This window comes from Cupriavidus sp. USMAHM13 (assembly GCF_001854285.1).
Lineage (GTDB): Bacteria > Pseudomonadota > Gammaproteobacteria > Burkholderiales > Burkholderiaceae > Cupriavidus > Cupriavidus malaysiensis.
On the sequence record NZ_CP017752.1, the window covers coordinates 2,263,351 to 2,284,360 of the forward strand.

At 71.8% G+C, this 21,010-nt stretch carries 20 protein-coding genes; 5 read left to right on the forward strand and 15 right to left on the reverse strand.

Annotated features, from left to right (window positions below):
• Window positions 1–226 precede the first annotated feature (226 nt).
• The 6 genes from BKK81_RS36605 to adh form a co-directional block, all read right to left on the reverse strand.
• Window positions 227–472 carry a c-type cytochrome gene (locus tag BKK81_RS36605; RefSeq protein WP_231908248.1) on the reverse strand — a complete coding sequence of 82 codons (246 nt, stop codon included), beginning with the start codon at window positions 470–472 and terminating at the stop codon, window positions 227–229.
• A 211-nt stretch (window positions 473–683) separates the two neighbouring features.
• Window positions 684–1,661: a quinoprotein relay system zinc metallohydrolase 1 gene (locus BKK81_RS28260; RefSeq protein WP_071019774.1), complete on the reverse strand. Its 978-nt coding sequence runs from the start codon at window positions 1,659–1,661 to the stop codon at window positions 684–686.
• Entirely contained in the window at window positions 1,658–2,446 is a 789-nt protein-coding gene (locus BKK81_RS28265; RefSeq protein WP_071019777.1) for a quinoprotein dehydrogenase-associated SoxYZ-like carrier, read from the reverse strand. The genes BKK81_RS28260 and BKK81_RS28265 overlap by 4 nt, the downstream gene beginning before the upstream one ends.
• Window positions 2,443–3,423: a tripartite tricarboxylate transporter substrate binding protein gene (locus BKK81_RS28270; RefSeq protein ID WP_071022495.1), complete on the reverse strand. Its 981-nt coding sequence runs from the start codon at window positions 3,421–3,423 to the stop codon at window positions 2,443–2,445. Before BKK81_RS28270 ends, BKK81_RS28265 begins: the two co-directional genes overlap by 4 nt.
• Before the next feature lie 107 nt (window positions 3,424–3,530).
• Window positions 3,531–3,935 carry a DUF779 domain-containing protein gene (locus BKK81_RS28275; RefSeq protein WP_071019780.1) on the reverse strand — a complete coding sequence of 135 codons (405 nt, stop codon included), beginning with the start codon at window positions 3,933–3,935 and terminating at the stop codon, window positions 3,531–3,533.
• A 149-nt stretch (window positions 3,936–4,084) separates the two neighbouring features.
• Entirely contained in the window at window positions 4,085–5,605 is a 1,521-nt protein-coding gene (gene adh / locus BKK81_RS28280; RefSeq protein ID WP_071019783.1) for an aldehyde dehydrogenase, read from the reverse strand.
• 598 nt (window positions 5,606–6,203) lie between these two features.
• On the opposite strand from adh, the gene BKK81_RS28285 reads away from it, so the two are divergent.
• The 3 genes from BKK81_RS28285 (at window position 6,204) to pedF (ending at window position 9,282) form a co-directional block, all read left to right on the forward strand.
• Window positions 6,204–8,021 carry a methanol/ethanol family PQQ-dependent dehydrogenase gene (locus BKK81_RS28285; RefSeq protein WP_231908249.1) on the forward strand — a complete coding sequence of 606 codons (1,818 nt, stop codon included), beginning with the start codon at window positions 6,204–6,206 and terminating at the stop codon, window positions 8,019–8,021.
• Window positions 8,022–8,149: 128 nt separating this feature from the next.
• Window positions 8,150–8,758 (forward strand): pentapeptide repeat-containing protein, encoded by a 609-nt coding sequence (locus BKK81_RS28290; RefSeq protein ID WP_071019788.1) that lies wholly within the window; start codon window positions 8,150–8,152, stop codon window positions 8,756–8,758.
• Window positions 8,759–8,811: 53 nt separating this feature from the next.
• Entirely contained in the window at window positions 8,812–9,282 is a 471-nt protein-coding gene (pedF, locus tag BKK81_RS28295) for a cytochrome c-550 PedF (RefSeq protein ID WP_197523993.1), read from the forward strand.
• Between the two features lie 26 nt (window positions 9,283–9,308).
• Here pedF and BKK81_RS28300 read toward each other — a convergent pair whose 3' ends face one another.
• Window positions 9,309–10,094 carry a PP2C family protein-serine/threonine phosphatase gene (locus BKK81_RS28300; protein WP_071022500.1) on the reverse strand — a complete coding sequence of 262 codons (786 nt, stop codon included), beginning with the start codon at window positions 10,092–10,094 and terminating at the stop codon, window positions 9,309–9,311.
• Between the two features lie 286 nt (window positions 10,095–10,380).
• On the opposite strand from BKK81_RS28300, the gene BKK81_RS28305 reads away from it, so the two are divergent.
• Together BKK81_RS28305 and BKK81_RS28310 are read left to right on the forward strand one after the other, a co-directional pair.
• Window positions 10,381–10,596: a hypothetical protein gene (locus BKK81_RS28305; protein WP_071019791.1), complete on the forward strand. Its 216-nt coding sequence runs from the start codon at window positions 10,381–10,383 to the stop codon at window positions 10,594–10,596.
• Window positions 10,597–10,781: 185 nt separating this feature from the next.
• Window positions 10,782–11,003 (forward strand): DUF3606 domain-containing protein, encoded by a 222-nt coding sequence (locus BKK81_RS28310; protein WP_071019794.1) that lies wholly within the window; start codon window positions 10,782–10,784, stop codon window positions 11,001–11,003.
• Between the two features lie 56 nt (window positions 11,004–11,059).
• On the opposite strand, the gene BKK81_RS28315 is transcribed toward BKK81_RS28310, so the two are convergent.
• The 8 genes from BKK81_RS28315 to BKK81_RS28350 form a co-directional block, all read right to left on the reverse strand.
• Window positions 11,060–12,526 carry an N-acyl-D-amino-acid deacylase family protein gene (locus BKK81_RS28315; protein WP_071019797.1) on the reverse strand — a complete coding sequence of 489 codons (1,467 nt, stop codon included), beginning with the start codon at window positions 12,524–12,526 and terminating at the stop codon, window positions 11,060–11,062.
• A gap of 62 nt (window positions 12,527–12,588) precedes the next feature.
• Window positions 12,589–13,584 (reverse strand): ABC transporter ATP-binding protein, encoded by a 996-nt coding sequence (locus BKK81_RS28320; RefSeq protein WP_071019800.1) that lies wholly within the window; start codon window positions 13,582–13,584, stop codon window positions 12,589–12,591.
• A complete protein-coding gene (locus tag BKK81_RS28325; RefSeq protein ID WP_071019803.1) occupies window positions 13,581–14,609 on the reverse strand; it encodes an ABC transporter ATP-binding protein in 1,029 nt (342 codons plus the stop codon). Before BKK81_RS28325 ends, BKK81_RS28320 begins: the two co-directional genes overlap by 4 nt.
• Before the next feature lie 22 nt (window positions 14,610–14,631).
• Window positions 14,632–15,588: an ABC transporter permease gene (locus tag BKK81_RS28330; protein WP_231908116.1), complete on the reverse strand. Its 957-nt coding sequence runs from the start codon at window positions 15,586–15,588 to the stop codon at window positions 14,632–14,634.
• Between the two features lie 14 nt (window positions 15,589–15,602).
• Window positions 15,603–16,538 carry an ABC transporter permease gene (locus BKK81_RS28335; protein WP_071019805.1) on the reverse strand — a complete coding sequence of 312 codons (936 nt, stop codon included), beginning with the start codon at window positions 16,536–16,538 and terminating at the stop codon, window positions 15,603–15,605.
• A 12-nt stretch (window positions 16,539–16,550) separates the two neighbouring features.
• Window positions 16,551–18,149 carry an ABC transporter substrate-binding protein gene (locus BKK81_RS28340; RefSeq protein WP_071019808.1) on the reverse strand — a complete coding sequence of 533 codons (1,599 nt, stop codon included), beginning with the start codon at window positions 18,147–18,149 and terminating at the stop codon, window positions 16,551–16,553.
• A 133-nt stretch (window positions 18,150–18,282) separates the two neighbouring features.
• Window positions 18,283–19,731, reverse strand: coding sequence for a M81 family metallopeptidase (locus tag BKK81_RS28345; protein WP_071019810.1), 1,449 nt, complete (start codon window positions 19,729–19,731; stop codon window positions 18,283–18,285).
• Between the two features lie 62 nt (window positions 19,732–19,793).
• Window positions 19,794–20,954, reverse strand: coding sequence for an NAD(P)/FAD-dependent oxidoreductase (locus BKK81_RS28350; RefSeq protein WP_071022505.1), 1,161 nt, complete (start codon window positions 20,952–20,954; stop codon window positions 19,794–19,796).
• Between the last annotated feature and the right edge of the window lie 56 nt (window positions 20,955–21,010).

The following is a 21,010-nucleotide window of genomic DNA, read 5'->3' on the forward strand; positions in this document are numbered from 1 at the left end:
GGACCTGCGGGCGCCGCGGTGCCGCGGCCCCTTGCGGCTCGCCCGCGGGCCGCACGGCGAGCCGGTCGACAAGTCCTGCGGCAAGCATTCGGCAGGTGCGTAGGTGCGTAGGTGCGTAGGTGCGTAGGTGCGCCTCCAGGGGGGGGCAGCCCCGTCGCTATGGCCTGGACGGCGCGGCGGCGCCGGGCTTCAGCGCCACCGCAGGGCAGGGCCGGGAAAGCGTGCGTCAGCCCGCGCCCAGCACCCAGTCGGCAAGCTGGCGCGCTTCGGCCTCTTTCAGGCCGGGATGCGGCGGCATCGGGATGCGGCCCCAATTGCCCTTGCCGCCTTCCTGGATCTTGCGCGCCAGCCGTGCGGCGGCCTCGCCGTCGCCCTTGTACTTGGCGGCGACCTCGGCGAAGCCCGGACCGATCACCTTGTTCTGCATGCCGTGGCAGGAGAAGCAGCCGCTTTTCTCCGCCAGCGCCTGCATGTCGGGCGCAGCGTGCGAGGCGGCGGGGGCCAGCGCCAGCGCGAGCGCCAGGCCGAAGGCGGTGCCGAGGGCGGGCAGCGGGGCTGGCCGATGGGCCGCACGGGCAGCCACACGGGCAGCCACACGGGCAGCCGGCAGCGCTGCGGGGTAGGGGTTCGGGGGCATGGAGGTCTCCTTTGTGTTTTGAGGGAAAGCGGTGCGGGCGGACGGCTCAGTCGGCCAGGGCCGCGCGCTCGTAGGCCGGGTAGAGGTGGGTCAGGTTGCGCACGTATTCCTGCGGCATGGCGGCCCAGCCGGCGAAGGGCGCGGGCACCGGCTGGGCGATCAGCTCGGCGAGGTCGGTGCCGGCAGCGGCTGCCTCGCGCATGCGCGTGTCGAGCCAGCGCAGGTAGGCCCGGGTCTGGCCGATGGCCTCCGCGCCGCCGTCGGCGTCGAGCGGGCCATGGCTGGGCACCAGCACGCGCGCGCCGCTGCGCCGCTGCAGGGCCTCCAGGCGGTCCAGGCTGGCCAGCCAGCGCGGCAGGTCGGCATGGGGCGTGGTCGGCGCGCGCTGGTGGAAGACCAGGCCACCGGCGAAGATCACGCCGGCGCTGTGGTCGACCAGGACCAGGTCGTCGCCGGTATGGCCGTCGAAGCGCAGCAGCTCCAGTTCGTGCGTGCCGAGGCGGAAACGGCCGGGCTGGGCGGGCAGCCCGGCCGGGGCCGGCGTGGTGCCCGCCAGCCAGGCGCCACACAGGCGGTAGAGGTTGTCGGCGTAGGCTTCGCCTTCGCGCGCCGCGCCGGCAATGGTGCCGGGCAGCGCCTGCGTCGGCGCGTCGCTCCAGGCCTGGTTGCCGAAGAAGTGGTCGGGATGCAGGTTGAGGTTGAGCACCTGCCGCACCGGCGCGGCGGTGGCGGCGGCGATGGCGCGGCGCTGCTGCTGGCCGTAGCGCAGCGAGGGGCCGGTGTTGACCACCACCACGCCGTCGCCGGTGTCGATGAAGGCGGTGTTGATGATGTTGCAGCCGTTGGCCGGTGCGAAGTCGGCGTTCTCGCCGGCGATCAGCCAGGTATCGGGGGCGATGCGCTGCGGCGCGAGCCGGTAGTCGCTCGGGGTGCCCTGGGCACTCTGGGCCGGCGCGCCGGTGGCGGCCAGCGCGGCGCAGGCGCTGGCCGCCAGGGCGAGGAGAAGGCGCTGGGGTCGGCTCATGGCACGATCCGTGCGGCAATGCGGTTGCCGTTGTTGTCCTGCCCGCTGACGCGGGTGCCGCTGCGCGGCCAGGCGGGCAGGTCGAAGGAGAACACCGGGTTCTCGCTGACCGGCTCGTACAGCCGCAGCAGGGCCGGCGCCGCGGCGCCGGGCTCGGTGATGGCGAGCTGCTCGATGTGGAAAGCGGGGATGCCGGCCACCAGGCCGGTGTCCATCGGGTGCATCACGCGCAGGCGCAGCCGCGCCGTGCCGGGCGTGCGGCCGGGGAACACGCGCGCCTCGACGCGGTTCAGCGTGGCCTCCCAGGAGCCGTCGCGGCGCGTGTCGCCGGGCACCGTGCAGCCGCCGCCGGCCGCGTTGACCAGGATGCCGCCGACGTGCCAGACGCCATCCCCGTCCTGGACCGCCACCCGTACCGGCGAAGCCTGCTCCTGCTTGAAGCGGAAGGTGAGCGCCGCGCGCAGCGGGCCCGGCTCGAACTCCAGCACCTTGCGGATCGGGTTGCGGTCGACCGCCACCACGATGCGCCGCACCGCGCCGAGCTCGCCGGCATCGAAGGCGATCGGCACGTGCATGGCGTCTTCGGCGAAGGCGGGGCCGCTGACCTTGACGCGCGGATCGAATACCACCCGGCCGCCGCCCAGCACGTCGCGCCAGACCGCGGGCCATTGCGGCGAGCCGAGCGGGTCGCTGCCCTGTGCGCGGGCGGGGGTGGCCAGCATGGCGGCCGGGACGGCCAGGGGCAGGCACAGGCCGGCCCGCAGCAGGGTGCGGCGCGTGTTCATCGCGAACCCTCCCTGGCGGCCATGCCCAGCCGTTCGGCGAAGCGCTTTTCCTGCTGCCACAGGTCGCGCGTATAGGCCTCGTAGTGCTCGGTATCGAGGTAGGACAGCGACTGGTCGTACTTGGCCAGTTCGGCCAGGTGGGCGGGGTCCTGCATGGCGAGCCGGAAGGCGTCGTGCAGGCGCCGCACGATGCGCGCATCGGTGCCGCGCGGAACGGCGATGCCGTAGGGCGCGGTGTGGACCGCGCCGGGGAAGCCGAGTTCGGCCACGGTGGGCACCTGCGGCCAGCGCGGCGAGCGCTTGTCGCTGAAGATGGCCAGCAGGCGCATCTTGCCGCTCTCCACGAAGGGCGCGAAGCCGGTCGAGTTGACGCCGGCCATCAGCGAGCCGTTGGCTACCGCCAGCATCTGGTCGGCGGTGCCGCGGTAGGGCACGTGCACGTAGTCGATGCCGCGCCGGCCCAGCACGTCTTCCATGGCCAGGTGGGCGGTGGTGCCGATGCCGGTGGAGCCGGCCGTGAGCTGCCCGGGGTGCGCGGCGGCCCAGGCCAGCAGGTCGTCGAAGCTGCGGAACGGGCTGTCGGCGGGGACCACCACGCCGAAGGTGTAGCCGGAGATCATCAGCACCGGCTGCAGGTCGCGCAGCGGCTGCCAGGCGGTGCGCTGCTGGTGCGGCAGCCGGTATACCGTGGGCGGCAGCTGGCCGAGGGTGTAGCCGTCCGGTGCGGCCGCCGCCAGCAGGCCGCCCACCAGGGTGCCGCCGGCGCCGGGCCGGTTCTCGACCACGATGGGCTGGCCGAGCTCGCGCCCGGCGCGCTCGGCCAGGATGCGCATCGAGAGGTCGGTGGCGCCGCCGGCGGGCCACGGCACGATCAGCGTGAGCGGGCGCACGGGGAAGGCCTGGCGGTCCTGCGCCGGCGCGGCCCGCGCCGTGCCCGGCAGGAGCGCGGCCAGCAGCGCGGCCAGCAGCGTGGCCATGAGCGCCGCCAGCAGGGCCGGCGCGGACGTCCAGGGGCGGGGCCGCCCCGGCAGCCGGGAGTGGATGGCATCGCAGCCGTGGCGGACCTGGAAGGTTTGCGGCGTGCTCATGGGAAGTCCACGGTGGCGCGCTGCGGCGGATGGGCGGCCAGCCGATCGGCTTCCGCGTCGCTGAACAGCCGCGAGCGGGTCAGGAAGCGCAGCCCGGTGGCGCGCTCCATCGAGAACATGCCGCCATTGCCGGGCACCACGTCGATGATGAGCTGGGTGTGCTGCCAGTACTCGAACTGCGACTCGCTCATGTAGAACGGCGCGCCGCCGATCTCGCCGAGCTTGACGTCGCTGCCGCCGACGAGGAACTCGCCGCGCGGAAAGCACATCGGCGCGCTGCCGTCGCAGCAGCCGCCGGACTGGTGGAAGAGCACGGGACCGTGGTCGCGCACGAGGCGGGCGATCAGCGCCAGCGCGGCATCGGTGGCGGTGACGCGGGCGGGCAGGGTGGTGTCGGTCATGGGCGCGAGAGAAAAAGCCGGCCGCCGCCGCGGGGGCGCGGCGGCCTGGCGAAAGCGGGTGCCGGAGGAGGCGGCACCCGGGTTGCGGAGCCTGCGGGCGGCGCGCGCGACGGGCGGGCGCGCGCCGCCCTTGCCGGTGCCGGTTCCGCTCAGAAGAAGCCGAGCGCGTTCGGGCTGTAGCTGACCAGCAGGTTCTTGGTCTGCTGGTAGTGGTCGAGCATCATCTTGTGGTTCTCGCGCCCGATGCCCGACTGCTTGTAGCCGCCGAAGGCCGCGTGGGCCGGGTAGGCGTGGTAGCAGTTGGTCCACACGCGGCCGGCCTGGATCTCGCGGCCGAAGCGGTAGGCGCGGTTGACGTCGCGCGTCCATACGCCGGCGCCCAGCCCGTACAGGGTGTCGTTGGCGATTTCCAGCGCTTCCTCTTCGGTCTTGAAGGTGGTCACCGATACCACCGGCCCGAAGATCTCCTCCTGGAAGATGCGCATCTTGTTGTGGCCGCGGAACACGGTCGGCTTGACGTAGTAGCCCTTGTCGAGCGCGCCGCCGAGCTGGTTGCGCGCGCCGCCCGCCAGCAGCTGCGCGCCTTCCTGCTTGCCCAGGTCGATGTAGGAGAGGATCTTCTCGAGCTGCTCCTGCGAGGCCTGCGCGCCGATCATGGTGGAGGGGTCGAGCGGGTGGCCCTGCTTGATGGCCTCGACGCGCTTGATGGCGCGCTCCATGAAGCGGTCGTAGACCGATTCCTGGATCAGGGCGCGCGACGGGCAGGTGCAGACCTCGCCCTGGTTCAGCGCGAACATGGCGAAGCCTTCCAGCGCCTTGTCGAAGAAGGCGTCGTCCTTGTCGAGCACGTCGGCGAAGAAGATGTTGGGGCTCTTGCCGCCCAGCTCCAGCGTGACCGGGATCAGGTTCTGCGAGGCGTACTGCATGATCAGCCGCCCGGTGGTGGTCTCACCGGTGAAGGCGATCTTGGCGATGCGCTTGTTCGACGCCAGCGGCTTGCCGGCCTCGAGGCCGAAGCCGCTCACCACGTTGAGCACGCCCGGCGGCAGCAGGTCGCCGATGATCTCCATCAGCACCAGGATCGAGGCCGGGGTCTGCTCGGCCGGCTTGAGCACCACGCAGTTGCCGGCGGCCAGCGCCGGGGCCAGCTTCCAGGTGGCCATCAGCAGCGGGAAGTTCCACGGGATGATCTGGCCGACCACGCCCAGCGGCTCATGGAAGTGATAGGCGATGGTGTCGTGGTCGATCTCGGAGATGCCGCCTTCCTGGGCGCGCACGGTGCCGGCGAAGTAGCGGAAGTGGTCGACCGCGAGCGGCAGGTCGGCCGCCATGGTCTCGCGCAGCGGCTTGCCGTTGTCAATGGTCTCGGCCACGGCCAGGCGCTTGAGGTTGGCCTCCATGCGGTCGGCGATGCGGTTGAGGACATTGGCGCGCTCGGCCGGCGAGGTACGGCCCCAGGCGGTCTTGGCGGCGTGCGCGGCGTCCAGCGCCAGTTCCACGTCGTCGGCGTTGGAGCGCGCGATCTGGCAGAAGACTTCGCCGGTCACCGGCGAGATGTTGTCGAAGTACTGGCCCGAGCGCGGGGGCACCCACTTGCCGCCGATGTAGTTGTCGTAGCGGTCCTTGTACGGGAATTCGATGTCGAGGAACTTCATTTCGGCGTGGTTCATCTTTGTCTCCTGGATTGGCCGGATTCGGCCCGAATGACCTGAGGGGCCTGAAGGTTCGGATCGCCGGCAGGCGGGTGCGTGCCGCCGGCTCCGCGATACAGCAGGGCAAGTGCCGTGCCAGTGTGGCGATGCTGCTGCGCATCTCAGGGTTTGTGCGGAGAAACGGCGTGCCTGCGGGCCGGCGCGAGGCGCCTGGCGTGCCCTCCGGCGTGTCGCTGCGGCGCCTGGCACGGTGCCGCGGCAAGGCACGTTGTACCGTGCCGCCGGGGCCTGTTGCATGGCGGACCGTTGCGCCGTGCGCGCTGTTGCGGATTTGAACAATGGCGCGCGGCGGTGCGCTTGCGGCGGGGGTGGCAACCGTGCCGGGCGGTCGGCACGGCACTGGCACAGCGATTGCAGGTAGGTGGCGCGGCCTACGCGTCGCGCCGGTGCCGCCAGTTGGTGAGCGGGTGATCAGGACACCAGCCGCGGCGCAGCCAACGGTTCGAACCAACCAATAATGAAGGGAGACATTGCAACGATGAAGCCACAACAATCCGCGCTGCCCGCGCTCAAGAGCCTGGTCGTGCTGACGGCCGCCGCGCTGTCCTTCGGCGCCATGGTCGGCGCCGCCGAAGCCGCCGCCGGCGACGTGACCTGGGAAGACATCCTCAACGACGACAAGACCCCCGGCGACGTGCTGACCTATGGCCTGGGCGTGAAGGCGCAGCGCTACAGCCCGCTCAAGCAGGTCAACGCCAAGACCGTGAGCCAGCTGGTGCCGGCCTGGTCGTTCTCCTTCGGCGGCGAGAAGCAGCGTGGGCAGGAGGGCCAGGCGCTGGTGCGCGACGGCGTGATCTACATCACCGCTTCGTACTCGCGCTTCTATGCCATCGACGCGCGTACCGGCAAGCAGTTGTGGGCCTACGAGCACCGCCTGCCCAACGATATCCGCCCCTGCTGCGACGTGGTCAACCGCGGCGCCGCCATCTACGGCGACAAGGTCTACTTCGGCACGCTCGACGCCGCCGTGGTGGCGCTCGACCGCAAGACCGGCAAGGTGGTTTGGAAGGAGAAGTTCGGCGACCACAAGGTCGGCTACACCATGACCGGCGCGCCCACCATCGTCAAGGACAAGCGCACCGGCCGCGTATTGCTGGTGCACGGTTCCTCGGGCGACGAGTTCGGCGTGGTCGGCTGGCTGTTCGCGCGCGATCCCGATACCGGCAAGGAGGTGTGGGCGCGCCCGCTGGTGGAAGGCCATATGGGCCGCCTCGACGGCAAGGACAGCACGCCCACCGGCGATCCCAAGGCGCCGTCCTGGCCGGCCGACCCCGAATCGCCCACCGGCAAGGTCGAGGCCTGGAACCACGGTGGCGGCGCGCCGTGGCAGAGCGCCTCCTTCGACGTGGATACCAACACCATCGTCATCGGCGCGGGCAATCCGGCGCCGTGGAACACCTGGAAGCGCACCGCCAAGGGCGACGACCCGCGCAACTGGGACAGCCTGTTCACCTCCGGCCAGGCCTACGTCGATGCCAGCACCGGCGAACTGAAGGGTTTCTACCAGCACACGCCCAACGATGCCTGGGACTTCTCGGGCAATAACTCGGTGATCCTGTTCGAGTACAAGGACGCCAAGACCGGCAAGCAGATCAAGGCCTCGGCGCACGCCGACCGCAACGGCTTCTTCTTCGTCACCGACCGCGAGAAGCTCGCCACCGGCGCCGGCTATCCCAACAAGCCGACCTCGCTGATCGGGGCCTGGCCCTTCGTCGACGGCATCACCTGGGCCTCGGGCTTCGACCTCAAGACCGGCAAGCCGATCGAGAAGAACAACCGCCCGCCGCTGCCCAAGGACGGCGAGGACAAGGGCGAGAGCGTGTTCGTCTCGCCGCCCTTCCTCGGCGGCACCAACTGGCACCCGATGTCCTACAGCCCCGACACCGGCCTGTTCTACATCCCCGCCAACCACTGGGCGATGGACTACTGGACCGAGCACCTGACCTACAAGCCGGGTTCGGCCTACCTCGGCCAGGGCTTCCGCATCAAGCGCCTGTTCGACGACCACGTGGGTATCCTGCGCGCCATCGATCCCAAGACCGGCAAGATCGCCTGGGAGCACAAGGAGAAGTTCCCGCTGTGGGCCGGCACGCTGACCACTGCCGGCGGCCTGGTCTTCACCGGCACCTCGGACGGCTTCATGAAGGCCTTCGATGCCAAGACCGGCAAGGAGCTGTGGAGCTTCCAGACCGGCTCCGGCGTGGTCTCGGTGCCGATCACCTGGGAAATGGACGGCGACCAGTACATCGGCGTGCAGTCGGGCTACGGCGGCGCGGTGCCGTTGTGGGGCGGCGATATGGCCGAGCTGACCAAGCAGGTCACGCAGGGCGGCTCGATGTGGGTGTTCAAGCTGCCCAAGGCGACACGGCTGTAAGCAGGAGGGGCCGAGGCGGCGGGGCGAGCGTCCCGCCGCCTCGGCCGCCCGCCGGCGCCGCGCGTGTCATGCGGTGGCGCTGCTCGGATCCGCTCGGATCCGCTTTCCGCCCGCTTCAGGAGCTTCCCATGCGACTTCCCGCCCGCCCTGCGCGTTTCCCCCGCCATGCGGCGTTCATGCTGGGCGCAGCCGTGGCGCTGGCCGCGCCTGCCGCCCAGGCCCAGCCGAAGACCATCACGCCGCTGGTCATCAACGGCTGCGGTATCTGGCCCCATGCCCGCTGCGCCGGCGCCGACCTGCGCCATGCCGACCTGTCCGGCCAGAACCTGGCCGGCGCCGACCTGCGCGGCGCCCGGCTGGCGCGGGCCGACCTGCGCGGCACCAACCTGGCCGGCGCCAATCTCGACGGCGCCGACCTGACCGGCGCGCGCCTGAACAAGGTCAACGCCCCTGCGGCGACCTTCCGCAACGCCAGGCTGGTCGGCGCCGACCTGGAATTCGGCCGCATCATGCGCGCCGATTTCAGTGGCGCCGACCTCACCGCCGCCAGCCTGGAAGCGGCGCGTGCGCAATTCGCCTGGTTCGCCGGCGCCAAGCTGGCCGACGCCAACCTGCAGGAAACCAAATTCGTGACCGTTAACCTGCGCAATGCCACGCTGGAAGGGAGCCTGATCCGCTACACGATCTTTCCCGACAGCGCCTTCGAGGGCTGCCGCGGCTGCCCGACGGACTGGTAGGCACCATGACATCGATCCTTCAACATCCGCACCGGGAACCCAGGGGGAAGACCATGGGCATGCTCGCGATGACGCTCTGGCTGGCGCTGGCCGCGCTGGCCCTGTTCGTGCTGACCATCGGCTGCGCGGCGGCCGAGGTCGCGCATGCGCCGGTGGTCGACGCCTCGCGGCTGCCGCCGCTCGGTACCGAGTGGCGCACAGAAAACCCCTATCGCGGCAACGCCGAGGCCGAAGCGGTCGGGCGCACGGTATTCAACCAGTCGTGTGCGCGCTGCCACGGCGCCGATGCCGCCGGCGGCGGCAGCGCGCCCGACCTGCGCCGGCTCGACGGTTTCTGCCGCGCCATCGGCGACGCCAAGCTGCGCCACGACTGCATGGTCGACAACGATGTCTTCTTCCGCGACTCGGTGCTGCACGGCAAGGTGCGGGTCGGCGTGGTGCACATGCCGCCGTGGGAAGGGCTGCTGCCGCAGGAGGTGCTGTGGGCGGTGCAGGCCTTCGTGGAGTCGCAGCGGGGCAAGTGATGAGCGGGGACCGCGGAACCCTCGCGTCACGCGGAATCCGGCAAGGGCCCGGCTGGCAGGCCGGCCTCGCCGGCACGTACCACGACCGCCGAGACATTGTCGCTGCCGCCGCGCTCGAGCGCGGCCTGCACCAGGGCCCTGGCGGCCTGCGCACAGTCGTCGCCGCAGGCCGCCAGGATCGACGCGATGTCTTCGTCGCAGAGCTCGTTGCTGAGACCGTCGCTGCACAGCAGGAACACGGTGCCGGCTTCGGCTTCGATCTCCCGTTCTTCCGTCTCGAGCGTGGCGGCGGCGCCGAGTGCACGCGTGACCAGGTTCTGCGCCGGGTGGTGCAGGGCCTGCCCGGCGGTGATCAGCCTGCGCGCGCGCAGCTCTTCCGCGCGGTTGTGGTCGTGCGTGATGCGCGAGAGGTGGCCGTCGCGCAGGGCGTAGAGCCGGCTGTCGCCCGCCCACAGGCAGGCACAGCGGCAGGCACGGCGCGGGCCGCAGGCGAGCAGCACCACCACGGTACTGCCGATGCACGGCACGCGGCGGCGCGCGGCCTCGTCGAGCAGCGCCTGGTTGACCTGCCGCAGCGCCGCGCGCGCATCGCGCAGCGCGTCCTGCAGCGTGGCGGGCGCGGGCAGCGCGGCCAGCGCGGCCACCACCGCCTGGCTGGCGTAGTCGCCGAGCGCGTGGCCGCCCATGCCGTCGGCCACGGCCCACAGGCCGCGCCCGGGCAGGTCGAGGCAGGCGTCCTCGTTGCGCAGCCGCACCCGCCCGACGTCCGTGCAGGCGGAAGACTGCCAAGGGAATGGCGATGCGCAACGCACGATGTTCACGATGCGGGTCCACGGAATCACTGCGATCGGCCGGCACCTGCCATGCCGGGCGTGCCGCCACGGCCGCCGCAAGGCCCGGGTCGAGGTGGCACCGGGGAGCGCGCGCCCATCGATCAGCATAGCCACTGGGGCGCCGCGCTCAAAGCGGGCCGCGCAATCCCAGGCCCTCGCCGGGGACGGCTCGCCACGGCCAGGCCCCGACCCGGGCGGGCATCGGCGCGTTGCGCCGCCGGCTGCGTGCCGTACGTCACCCACGCAGGCTGAGGAAGAGGAGGCCATGCGGACCGATGCGATATCGCTGCGCCGGCTGATCGGCAAATGGATGGGGCCGGCGGCCGGCCTGCCGGTGCGCATCACGCGTGTGGCGCGCTCCCCGGTGAATCCGCACGGCTGCGTGCGGGTGGAGGCCGCGCATGGCGACAGCCGCCTCGCCTTGTTCTTCTTCCGGCACGGCGACGGATGCTGGTATGTGTTTCCCCCGCCGCGCGCCTGAGCGCGCGGCGGCGCCCGGTCGCGGCCCGCCTTGCAGGAAGGCGGCCCCGAGCATGGTCCGGGCCTGGTGCGCCCGGGCTGCATGCAGGCGGATTTGGTCTACAGTGCCTGAAGGCGTCGCACGGATGCCGGCCGCAAGCACGCGCCGGCGGGACAGGTGGCGCCCGCCGACATAGGGAGGCAGGCATGAGCGACATTCCGCAGGGCTTCCGGCCCCTGGACCCGGGCCGGGTCAACCTGATGGATGCCCTGGAGGCGCGTTACTGGTGCGCGGAGCTGCACTGCACGCCGCAGCAGCTCGAGGACGCGGTCGATGCCGCAGGCGAGCACCTGGCGGCGGTGCGCGCGCAGCTGGAGGCCTGGCGCGCCGCGGCCGGCGCACGGCCGGGCGGCGCGCCCGCGCCTTAGGGTTTCAGCAGCTCGGCAGCTCGGCGGCTCGGCCGGCTGGTCGGCTCGCCGCCTGGCTAAGCCGCCACGGGATCGCGCCGCGTGATGACCTGGCCGTTGCGCACGCCCGTATGCCGGCCCGCGTGCCAGGTGACGGCGCCGTTGACGATCACGGTATCGATGCCTTCGGCCGGCCGCGTGGGCGTGTCGTAGTCCGCCGCGTCGCGTATCGTGCCGGCGTCGAAGATGACGAGGTCGGCATGATTGCCCGCCGCCAGCGTGCCGCGCCCGTGCAGGCCGAAGTTGCGCGCGGTGAGTCCGGTCATCTTCCACACCGCGGTTTCCAGCGGGAACAGGCCGATGTCGCGGCAGTAGTGGCCGAGCACGCGCGGGAAGGTGCCCCACAGGCGCGGGTGCGGATTCTCGCCCACGGGAATGCCGTCGGAGCCGATCATGGTGTCCTCGAAGGCGAGGATGCGCTGCACATCGCCCTCGTCCATCAGGAAGTAGATCGCGGTGCCGGGCTGCAGGCGCTGCGCGGCCTCCTGCTTGGACACGCCCCATTCGCGCGCGATCTCGTCGAGGTCGCGGCCGGCGCACTCGGGGTGCGGCTGGCTGGAGGCGATGCGCACGCGGCCTTCCAGCATGTGCGCCTCGGTGCGGATCATGGTGGAGCCGGCGGTGTAGGGATAGCAGTCGAGCGACACACACTGTTGCCGCATGGTCTCCTGGATGAAGGGCAGCGTGACGCGGCTGCGGCCGAAGTTGGGGGTGTTCTGCACCTTGTGGTGCGACACCACCACCGGCACGTCGAGCGCGCGGCCGATGCGGAAGGTCTCCTGCAGCGCCTCCATCACATGGTCGGATTCGTTGCGCATATGGGTGACATAGAGCGCCTTGCGCGCGCTCAGCGGCCGGCATACCTCGATGATCTCTTCGGTGGTGGCCTTGGCCGCCGGCGGGTAGAAAGTGCCGGTCGAGAGGCCGATGGCGCCGGCCTGCATGGCCTCTTCCACCAGGGCCTGCATGGCGGCGATCTCGCCGGCGTCGGCCGGGCGCTCGAGCGAGGCCATGGTGACCGCACGCAGCGTGGAATGGCCGACCATGGCGGCCACGTTGACCGAGCTGGGCGCCGCGCGCAGCGCGTCGAGGTAGGCGGCGAAGGTGCCGAAGCGGCCGTCGGGCGGGGCGTCGATCAGGCCCAGCGGCATCGGCAGGTCCATGTCGGCGCGCAGCGGCGCGGCGCTGATGCCGCAGTTGCCGGCCACCACCGTGGTGACACCCTGCGAGACCTTGAACGGCATGGCCGGCTGCGACAGCACGGCCTGGTCGTCGTGGGTATGGGAATCGATGAAGCCGGGCGCGACGATGCGGCCGTGCGCGTCGAGCGTGCGCGCGGCGCTGTGGCCGGACAGGTCGCCGATGGCGGCGATGCGGCCGTCGCGCACGGCCACGTCGGCTTCGAAGCGCGGTGCCCTGCTGCCGTCGATCACGGTGCCGCCGCGGATCAGCAGGTCGTGGTGGGTGGTAACCGGTTCAGCCATCGTGGGGTTCTCCTGGGCAGGGCAAGGGGATCGGAAAGGGAGGCAGCAGCGGGGTGCCACCTTCAGCGGAAATGGCAGGCCACCAGGTGCTCGGCGGCCCCGGCGCCCGGGCGCGGGGTCAGCGCCGGCGCCTGGGTGCGGCAGACCTCCTGCGCCAGCGGGCAGCGCGTATGGAAGCGGCAGCCGGAGGGCGGCCGCGCCGGGCTGGGCGGGTCGCCCTGCAGCACCATGCGGCGCACCGGCGCGCGCGGGTCGGGTACCGGCGCGGCCGACAGCAGGATCTCGGTGTAGGGGTGGCGCGGCGCGTCGAACAGCGTGTCGCGGTCGGCCAGCTCGACGATGCGGCCCAGGTACATCACCGCCACGCGGTGGCTGATATGGCGTACCACGGCCAGGTCATGGGCGACGAACAGGTAGGCGATGCCGAATTCCTGCTGCAGGTCCATCAGCAGATTGACCACCTGGGCCTGCACCGACACGTCGAGCGCGGAGACCGGTTCGTCGCAGACGATCAGCCTGGGCTGCAGCGCCAGCGCGCGCGCGATGCCCAGGCGCTGGCGCTGGCCGCCGGAGAACTCGTGCGGATAGCGCGCGGCCGCTTCCGGGCGCAGCCCGACCTTGCCGAACAGCCACTGCACGCGCGCCTCGCGCTCGGCGCGCGAGCGCATGCCGAAATTGCGCAGCGGCTCGGCGACGATCTCGCCGGCGGTCAGGCGCGGGCTCAAGGAGGCGTAGGGGTCCTGGAAGATGATCTGCACGTCGCGCCGGCGCTGGCGCATGGCGCTGGCCGACAGCTCCAGCAGTTCTTCGCCGTCCAGGCGCACCGAGCCGGCGCTGGGTTCCACCAGGCGCAGCACGGACTTGGCGGTGGTGGTCTTGCCGCAGCCCGATTCGCCGACCAGCGACAGCGTCTCGCCGCGCGCCACCGTGAAGGAGACGCCATCGACGGCCTGTACCGGCGCGGGCGGCGGGGCCGGCCAGCGGCGCGGCGCGGCGTAGTGCTTGCGCAGGCCTTCGACCTGCAGCAAGGGGACGGCGGCCTGGGCGGGGGCGTTCATGCGGCGATCTCCAGCGGGGATGCGGGGTGGGCGGCGGCCACGGCGAAGCAGGCCACCAGGTGGCCGGCGCCGGATTCGGCCAGCGCCGGCGCCTGTTGGTGGCAGCGTGCCTCGGCCAGCGCGCAGCGCGGCGCGAAGGCGCAGCCACGCTGCGGCTGCAGCGGCGAGGGCACCAGGCCGGGGATCTCGGCCAGGCGCCCGCCGCCCGCATTGAGCGAGGGCATCGAGGCCATCAGCGCACGCGTGTAGGGGTGCAGCGGCCGGTCGAACAGCTCGGTCACGTCGGCTTCCTCCACCTTGCGCCCGGCGTACATCACCACCACGCGCTGGCAGCTCTCCGCCACCACGCCGAGGTCATGCGTGATCATCACCACGCCCATGCCGAGTTCCTGCTGCAGCCGGCGCACCAGCTCGAGGATCTGCGCCTGGATGGTGACGTCCAGCGCGGTGGTGGGTTCGTCGGCGATCAGCACTTCGGGATGGCAGGCCAGTGCCAGCGCGATCATCACGCGCTGGCGCATGCCGCCCGAAAGCTGGTGCGGATACTCGTCGACACGGCGCTCCGGCTCGGGAATCTGCACCAGGCGCAGCATCTCGATGGCGCGCCGGCGCGCCTCGGCGCGGCTGGCGCCCTGGTGCAGGCGCACCGTCTCGCCGATCTGGCGGCCGATGGTCAGCACCGGGTTGAGCGAGGTCATCGGCTCCTGGAAGATCATCGAGATGCGGTTGCCGCGGATGCGGCGCATCTCGCGCTCGCTCAGCGCCAGCAGCTCGGTGCCGCGCAGGCGGATGCTGCCGCGCACGCGGGCGGGCGGCGTGGCCAGCAGGCGCATGATGGCGAGCGCGGTCACGCTCTTGCCGCAGCCCGACTCGCCCACCACGCCGAGCGTCTCGCCGGCGCGCACGGTGTAGGACACGCCGTTGACGGAGCGCGCCGGCCCGCTGAGGGTATCGAAACGGACCTGCAGGTCCTGGACTTCCAGCAGCGGCGTGCCGGCGGGCGGCGTGGTCCGGTCTGGCATCATGTTCGGCTCCCGGGATCAGGGTTCAGAGTTGGCGCGCCAGGCGCGGATCGAGGGCGTCGCGCAGGCCGTCGCCGAGCAGGTTGATGGCCAGCACGGTGGTGGCGAGCAGCAGGCCGGGATAGAGCAGGATGTGGAAGGCCACGGCGACGAAGTTGCGGCCTTCGGCCATCATATTGCCCCAGCTCGGCGTCTGCGGCGGCACGCCCACGCCGAGGAAGGACAGGGCCGCCTCGGTCAGCACCGCGGCGGCGGCGATGAAGGTGGCCTGCACCACCAGGGGCGCCACCATATTGGGCAGCACATGGCGCAGCAGGATCACCGGCAGGCGCGTGCCGAGCGCGTGCGCGGCCTCGACGTAGAGCTGCTCGCGCAGCGTCAGCGCCAGCGAACGCACCAGCCGCACCACGCGCGGCACCTCGGGCACCGTGATGGCGACGATGACGGCGCCCAGGCTGGCCTGGGTCAGCGCCATCAGGGCGATCGCCAGCAGCACGCCGGGGATGGCCATCAGGCCGTCCATCACGCGCATCAGGAAGGCATCGGTCCAGCGCACGAAGCCGGCGGTGAGGCCGAGCGCCACGCCGAGCACGGTGGCCAGCAGGCCCACCGCGAGGGCCACCGTCAGCGAGACGCGGCCGCCCCAGACGGCGCGGCTGAAGACATCGCGGCCGAGCGCGTCGGTGCCGAACCAGTGCACGGCGGATGGGGGCTGCATGCGCGCCAGGGGATCGATGTCCTGCGGGTCGAAGGGCGCGAGCCAGGGCGCGGCCAGCGCGAGCGCGGCCACGGCAAGCAGCAGCAGCGCGCCGATCAGCAGGGTCGGGTGCTTGCGCACCCAGTACCAGCGGGGCAGCTGGAACGGGGTGTCATCGGGCAGGTCGGCGCCGTGATGGGCGCCGTTCGGGGCGCCGTTCGGGGCGCCGTTCAGGGCGGCGTCCGTCGCGCCGTCCACCGGCGCGGCGGGCAGGGATGGGGTCATGGTCGGGCTCCGGCTCAGTAGCGGATGCGCGGATCGAACAGCCGGTAGCTGAGGTCGATCAGGAGGTTGATCAGCACGTAGACGCCGGCGGACAACAGCAGCACGCTCTGGATCACCGGGTAGTCGTGGCGCTGCACGGAGTCCACCACCAGGCGGCCGATGCCCGGAATGGCGAACACGGTCTCGGTGACCACCACGCCGCCGATCAGCAGCGCGATGCCGATGCCCACCGTGGTGGCGATCGGCACCGCGGCGTTGCGCAGCGCGTGGCCCAGCACCGGCAGCACGCCCAGGCCCTTGGCGCGCGCGGTGCGGATGTAGTCCTCGTGCAGCACCTCGAGCACGGTGGCGCGCGTCATGCGCGTCACCAGCGCGATGTAGACCAGCGCCAGGTTGATGCAGGGCAGCACCAGGCTGCGCAGCCAGGCGCCGGCGCCTTCGGCCAGCGGCACGTAGCCTTGCACCGGGAACCAGGGCAGGCGGATGGCGAAGGCATAGACCAGCAGGTAGCCGACCAGGAACACCGGCAGCGAGAAGGCCAGCACGGCGAACAGCATCACCAGGCGGTCGACCCAGCTGCCGGCGCGGTAGGCCGCCAGCGTGCCGAGCGGCACCGCCACCAGCAGCGTCAGCAGCATGGTCAGCGCGGCGATCGACACGGTCGGCTCGAGCCGCTGGGCCAGCAGGGTGGTGACCGGCACCTGGGTGAAGATCGAAGTGCCGAGGTCGCCGCCGGCCAGGCGCCCGGCCCACAGCAGGAACTGCCGCCAGAGCGGCTGGTCGAGGCCGAGCGCGCCGCGCAGGCGGGCGATGTCGTCGGCAGTGGCGAGGTCCCCGGCGATCAGCGCCGCCGGATCGCCCGGCGACAGGTGGATCAGCAGGAAGACCACGACGGCCACCACGGCCATCACCGGCAGCGTGGCCAGCAGGCGGCGGAGCAGGAAGCCCATGGCGGCCCCGGCTCAGCGGTCGAGGGCCCAGACCGTGGGCACGCCGCCCCACAGCTTGTCCAGGCCCTTGAGGTTGGCGCGGGCGGCGAAGGCCGCCGAATACTGGCCGGCGTTCACATAGGGCACGGCCTCGTAGGCGCGCTTCTGGAAGGCGTCGAGCAGCTCGCGGCGCTTGGCCGGCGCCGTCTCGCGCACCCAGGCGCTGCGCAGTTCGTCGAGCGGCTTGTCGCAGGGCCAGCCGGGCAGGCTGCTGCCGCAGGCCGCGCTCAGGTAGGCATTGGTGATGGGCGAGTTGGCGTCGAACTCGCCGGCCACGGTGACGTACATGTTCCAGCCGCCGGCCTCGGGCGCGTCGCGCTTGGCGCGGCGCGCGCCGATCGAGGCCCAGTCCATGTTCTGCATGTCGACGTTGACGCCGATGCTGCGCAGGGTCTGCGCCGCCATCAGCGCCTCGGCATTGAGGGCGGTGACGTCGGTGGGCACCAGCAGCACCACCTTCTCGCCCTTGTAGCCGGCACCCGCCAGCATCTGCTTGGCCTTGGCCACGTCGGCCTTGCGGAAGGGATCGGCGCCGGCCGAGGTGTCGTTCGGGCTGCCGCAGATGAAGAAGGTGGCGCAGTAGTTCATGCGCATGTCCAGCGGGAAGCCCATGGCCGCGGTGAAGCGTTCCTGGCTGACCGCCTGCAGCACCGCCTGGCGCACCTTGGGGTTGTTGAAGGGCGGATGGAGCTGGTTCATCACCAGCATGCCCTGGTAGGTGCCGCCGGCGCCGATCTTGATGGCGGGATCGGCACGCAGGGGGGTGATGTAGTCGGGCGGCAGTTGCTCGATCAGGTCGACCTCGCCCCGCTTGAGCGCGGCGATGGCGCTGTTCGCGTCGGGCAGGTAGAGCCATTCGACGCGGTCGAAGTGGCCGGCCTTGTTGCCGGCCAGCCCGCTCGGTGCCTCGCGGCGGCCCACGTAGTTCGGGTTGCGCACGAACACCGCCTTGTTGCCGGGCACCCACTCATCGCGCTTGAACAGGTAGGGGCCGGAGCCGACCACCTCGGTCAGCGGCGCGGTGGCCGGCAGCTTGGCCAGGCGTTCCGGCAGGATCACCGGCGGGAAGCCCGAGGGCTTGGCCAGCGCGTCGAGCACCATGCCGAAGGGCTGCTGCAGGGTCAGCGTGAAGGTGCGCGCGTCGACCGCCTTCCAGGTGGCCCCGGCCTCGCCCATGGCGCGGCCGAGGCTGTCGCGCGCGCCCCAGCGCTGCAGCGAGGCCACGGCGTCGGCCGCCGTGACCGGCTGGCCGTCGGAGAACTTCAGGTTGGGGCGAAGCGTGAAGGTCCACTGCCTGCCGTCCTTGCTGCTGTTGAAGGTGTCGACCATCTGCGGCTGCGGCTTGCCGTTCGCGTCCTGGGCGAACAGCGTGTCGTAGACCATGTAGCCGAAATTGCGCGTGATGTAGGCCGTGGTGAAGGTCGGATCGAGGATCTTCAGGTCGGCGTGCGGCACGACCTTCAGGGTCTTGGCGGCAGCCTGGGCGTGGGCCTGCGGCGGCAGGGCCGCGCCGGTGCAGAGCAGCGCGCTGAGGACGATCGCGGCGGGCGCGGTGAGCGGGCGGTGGAACATGGTGTGTCTCCGTTGTGTTGGCCGGCTTCTCTGGTGTTCCTGGATGTGCCAGGAGGCGGAGGCCTGGTGTCCTGTTATCTGCGAGGCAGCCCTGGCCGGGCTCAGGTGGCGTCAGGTGGCGCTGAGGCGGCGCTCAGGCGGCGTCGAGCGGCCACTTCGGCCGCCGGATATGCCGGTACGGCAGGGTGCGCAGGTCCAGCGTGACCGCGCCCGGCGCGCCCACATAGATGACATGGCGTGCCACCTTCGAGAAGGCGGCATAGAAGTGCTGCGAGGACTTGACGACGATGAGCTTGCGCGCCGACAGGTCGCAGCCCAGCTGCGTGAACAGGTCGGTGCCCATGGCCTGGTTGCGCAGCGTGATCAGCACGATGTCGATGCCGCCGGCTTCCACCAGCGCGCAGTCGCCGAGCGGCATCGGCGCGTTGGCCAGGCCCGTCATCACCATGTCGGGATGGAGCGCCTTGACCGTGCAGTCGAGGTCGAGGGGCTGGCCGGACAGCGGGCCGATCTTGCCGCCGATGCGCAGCGGCAGCCGTGCCCCCACGCCGGCTTCGAAGGCGATGCGCACCGCCACCGGGTCCCACAGCGGGCCGATGGCGGCGTTGCCGATGCCGCGTTCGAGCAGGCGGCGCAGGATGAAGGTGGAGTCGCCGGCCGCGCCGCCGCCGGGGTTGTCGGCGCCGTCGGCCAGCACCACGGGGCCGCCGTCGCAGGCCAGCGCCTGGTCGAGCGCGGCATCGATGTCGGGGTAGGGTACGTCGAGCGCCTCGCGCAGGCCGATCAGCTCGTCGGCCAGCCGGCGCGCGAGCGCCTGGGCGGCGGCGGGGTCGCCGTCGGTGTAGACCAGCACCTTGGTGCCCATCTCGGGCACGTCGCCCCAGGCGAAGCCGTGCGCGATGGAGATCGACAGCACGCCATCGCGGCCTTCCAGCGCCTGGATGCGGTCGACGAAGCCGCGCGCCGGCTCGCGCGAAGTGTGCATGGTGACGATCATCTCGCAGTCGACCACCGCGGCCACCGGGCGGATGCGTCCCGCGGCCCTGGCCGCGCACAGGTCGACCAGTTCCAGCGCACGCTCCAGCACGTCGGTGTGCGGATATTCCTTGAAGGCGATCAGCAGGTCCGCGTGCGCGGTCATGGCCGGCGTCAGGTGGCTGTGCGGGTCCAGTTCGGCGCCGACCACCACCTCGGGCCCGACGATCTCGCGAACCCGGCGCAGCAGGTCTCCCTCGCAGTCATCGTAGCCATCGGCGACCATGGCGCCGTGCAGCCCGAGCAGCACCATGTCGACCGGCAGCGCCGCGCGCAGGTCGGCCAGCAGTTCCTCGCGCAGGGACTCGTAAGCCTGGCGCGTGGTGGTGCCGCTGGGCTGGGCCCCGGCCACCATGCCTTCCAGCAGGGTCCAGCCGCGTTCCTTGCCGCGCAGGCGCGCGGCCCACAGCGGGCCGGAGAAGAAAGTCATCTGGTCGGGATGCTTGCCCGCCGGGAAGTAGCCGCGGTCGCGGAAGGACGCCAGCCCGGTGGGCATGGGCGCGAAGGTGTTGGTCTCGGTGGCGAGGGAAGCGCTGAACACGCGCATGGTTGTCTCCTGGATGTCGTTGTTGTCTTGGTTGTCCGTCTTGCCATCCGCGCGCCGCGGCGCTAGGCGGCGCGGGGGCGCAGGCGGCCGGGTCCCAGCATGGCGGCGGTCAGGCCGAAGGCGGCCGCGTGCGCCGGCACCGGCAGGCCGCGCGCCAGCGCGGCACAGGTCTCGCCCATGGCGGCCGAGGTCTGGATGCCGTAGCCGCCCTGCGCCGCCACCCAGAAGAAGCCGGGCACGGCGTCGTCGAAGCCGCCCACCAGGTCGCCGTCGGCGACGAAGGAGCGCAGTCCCGCCCAGGTGCGCGCCGGGTGACGGATCGACAAGGTGGTGGCTTCCTCGATGCGGTGGATGGCCAGGGCGATGTCCAGTTCTTCGGGCTGCACGTCCTGGGGCTCGACCGGGTCGGCGTTGGCGGGCGAACCGAGCAGCATGCCGGCGTCGGGCTTGAGATACCAGGATTCGTCCGCACTGTGCACCATCGGCCAGCCATGGCAGTCCAGGCCGGCCGGCGGCTGGAACACGAAGGCCGAGCGGCGGCAGGGCTGCAGACCCAGCGGCGCCACGCCGGCCAGGCGCGCCACCACGTCGGCCCAGGCGCCGGCGGCGTTGACCAGCACCGGGGCGCGGAAGGACTGGGTGCCGGTAGCGACCTGCCACTCTGCGCCGTCGCGCGCGATGGCGCGCACCTCGGCATCGCACACCAGCTTGCCGCCGGCCTGGCGCATGCCGCGCAGATAGCCCTGGTGGATGGCGTGCACGTCCATGTCGGCCGCGCCGGGTTCGTAGACCGCGCCGATGACCTGCTCGGGGCGCAGCACGGGCACGCGCGCGCAGGCTTCGGCGGCGCTCAGCCGCCGCGCTTCGGGCGCCATCGGGTGCAGCACCGCCCAGTGTTCGTCGAGCAGGGCTTCCTGGCCGGGCGCGGCTACCATCATGGCGCCGCGCGGGCTCAGCAGCGGGTGCTCGGCGAAGCCGGCCGGCGGCTGCTCCAGGAAGGCGCGGCTGGCCATGGTCAGGGCGCGCACCTGCGGCGTGCCGTAGCTTTCCATGAAGAGGGCGGCCGAGCGGCCGGTGGAGTGGTAGCCGGGCTGGCTTTCCCGTTCCAGCACGGTGACGCTGCCGTGCGGCGCCAGCCAGTAAGCGATGGAAGCGCCGGCAATGCCGGCGCCGATCACCAGGAAATCGGAGCGGAGCGGGGAAGCGGAGGTGGGCGTTTGCATGAAATCGGGTCGGCGGCGCATCCCGGGCCGGGGCGCGATCTTCAGGGGTGCAGCGA

Excerpts from the sequence above, each read along its gene's own strand:
- BKK81_RS28260 (WP_071019774.1), bottom strand. The coding sequence starts at position 1,661 with ATGAGCCGACCCCAGCGCCTTCTCCTCGCCCTGGCGGCCAGCGCCTGC.
- BKK81_RS28270 (WP_071022495.1), bottom strand. The coding sequence starts at position 3,423 with ATGGCCACGCTGCTGGCCGCGCTGCTGGCCGCGCTCCTGCCGGGCACG.
- BKK81_RS28310 (WP_071019794.1), top strand. The coding sequence starts at position 10,782 with ATGAGCGACATTCCGCAGGGCTTCCGGCCCCTGGACCCGGGCCGGGTC.
- BKK81_RS28290 (WP_071019788.1), top strand. The coding sequence starts at position 8,150 with ATGCGACTTCCCGCCCGCCCTGCGCGTTTCCCCCGCCATGCGGCGTTC.
- BKK81_RS28305 (WP_071019791.1), top strand. The coding sequence starts at position 10,381 with ATGCGGACCGATGCGATATCGCTGCGCCGGCTGATCGGCAAATGGATG.
- BKK81_RS28285 (WP_231908249.1), top strand. The coding sequence starts at position 6,204 with ATGGTCGGCGCCGCCGAAGCCGCCGCCGGCGACGTGACCTGGGAAGAC.
- BKK81_RS36605 (WP_231908248.1), bottom strand. The coding sequence starts at position 472 with ATGCAGGCGCTGGCGGAGAAAAGCGGCTGCTTCTCCTGCCACGGCATG.
- BKK81_RS28275 (WP_071019780.1), bottom strand. The coding sequence starts at position 3,935 with ATGACCGACACCACCCTGCCCGCCCGCGTCACCGCCACCGATGCCGCG.
- BKK81_RS28265 (WP_071019777.1), bottom strand. The coding sequence starts at position 2,446 with ATGAACACGCGCCGCACCCTGCTGCGGGCCGGCCTGTGCCTGCCCCTG.
- pedF (WP_197523993.1), top strand. The coding sequence starts at position 8,812 with ATGGGCATGCTCGCGATGACGCTCTGGCTGGCGCTGGCCGCGCTGGCC.
- BKK81_RS28330 (WP_231908116.1), bottom strand. The coding sequence starts at position 15,588 with ATGACCCCATCCCTGCCCGCCGCGCCGGTGGACGGCGCGACGGACGCC.
- BKK81_RS28350 (WP_071022505.1), bottom strand. The coding sequence starts at position 20,954 with ATGCAAACGCCCACCTCCGCTTCCCCGCTCCGCTCCGATTTCCTGGTG.
- BKK81_RS28325 (WP_071019803.1), bottom strand. The coding sequence starts at position 14,609 with ATGATGCCAGACCGGACCACGCCGCCCGCCGGCACGCCGCTGCTGGAA.
- BKK81_RS28335 (WP_071019805.1), bottom strand. The coding sequence starts at position 16,538 with ATGGGCTTCCTGCTCCGCCGCCTGCTGGCCACGCTGCCGGTGATGGCC.
- BKK81_RS28320 (WP_071019800.1), bottom strand. The coding sequence starts at position 13,584 with ATGAACGCCCCCGCCCAGGCCGCCGTCCCCTTGCTGCAGGTCGAAGGC.
- BKK81_RS28340 (WP_071019808.1), bottom strand. The coding sequence starts at position 18,149 with ATGTTCCACCGCCCGCTCACCGCGCCCGCCGCGATCGTCCTCAGCGCG.
- BKK81_RS28345 (WP_071019810.1), bottom strand. The coding sequence starts at position 19,731 with ATGCGCGTGTTCAGCGCTTCCCTCGCCACCGAGACCAACACCTTCGCG.
- adh (WP_071019783.1), bottom strand. The coding sequence starts at position 5,605 with ATGAACCACGCCGAAATGAAGTTCCTCGACATCGAATTCCCGTACAAG.
- BKK81_RS28315 (WP_071019797.1), bottom strand. The coding sequence starts at position 12,526 with ATGGCTGAACCGGTTACCACCCACCACGACCTGCTGATCCGCGGCGGC.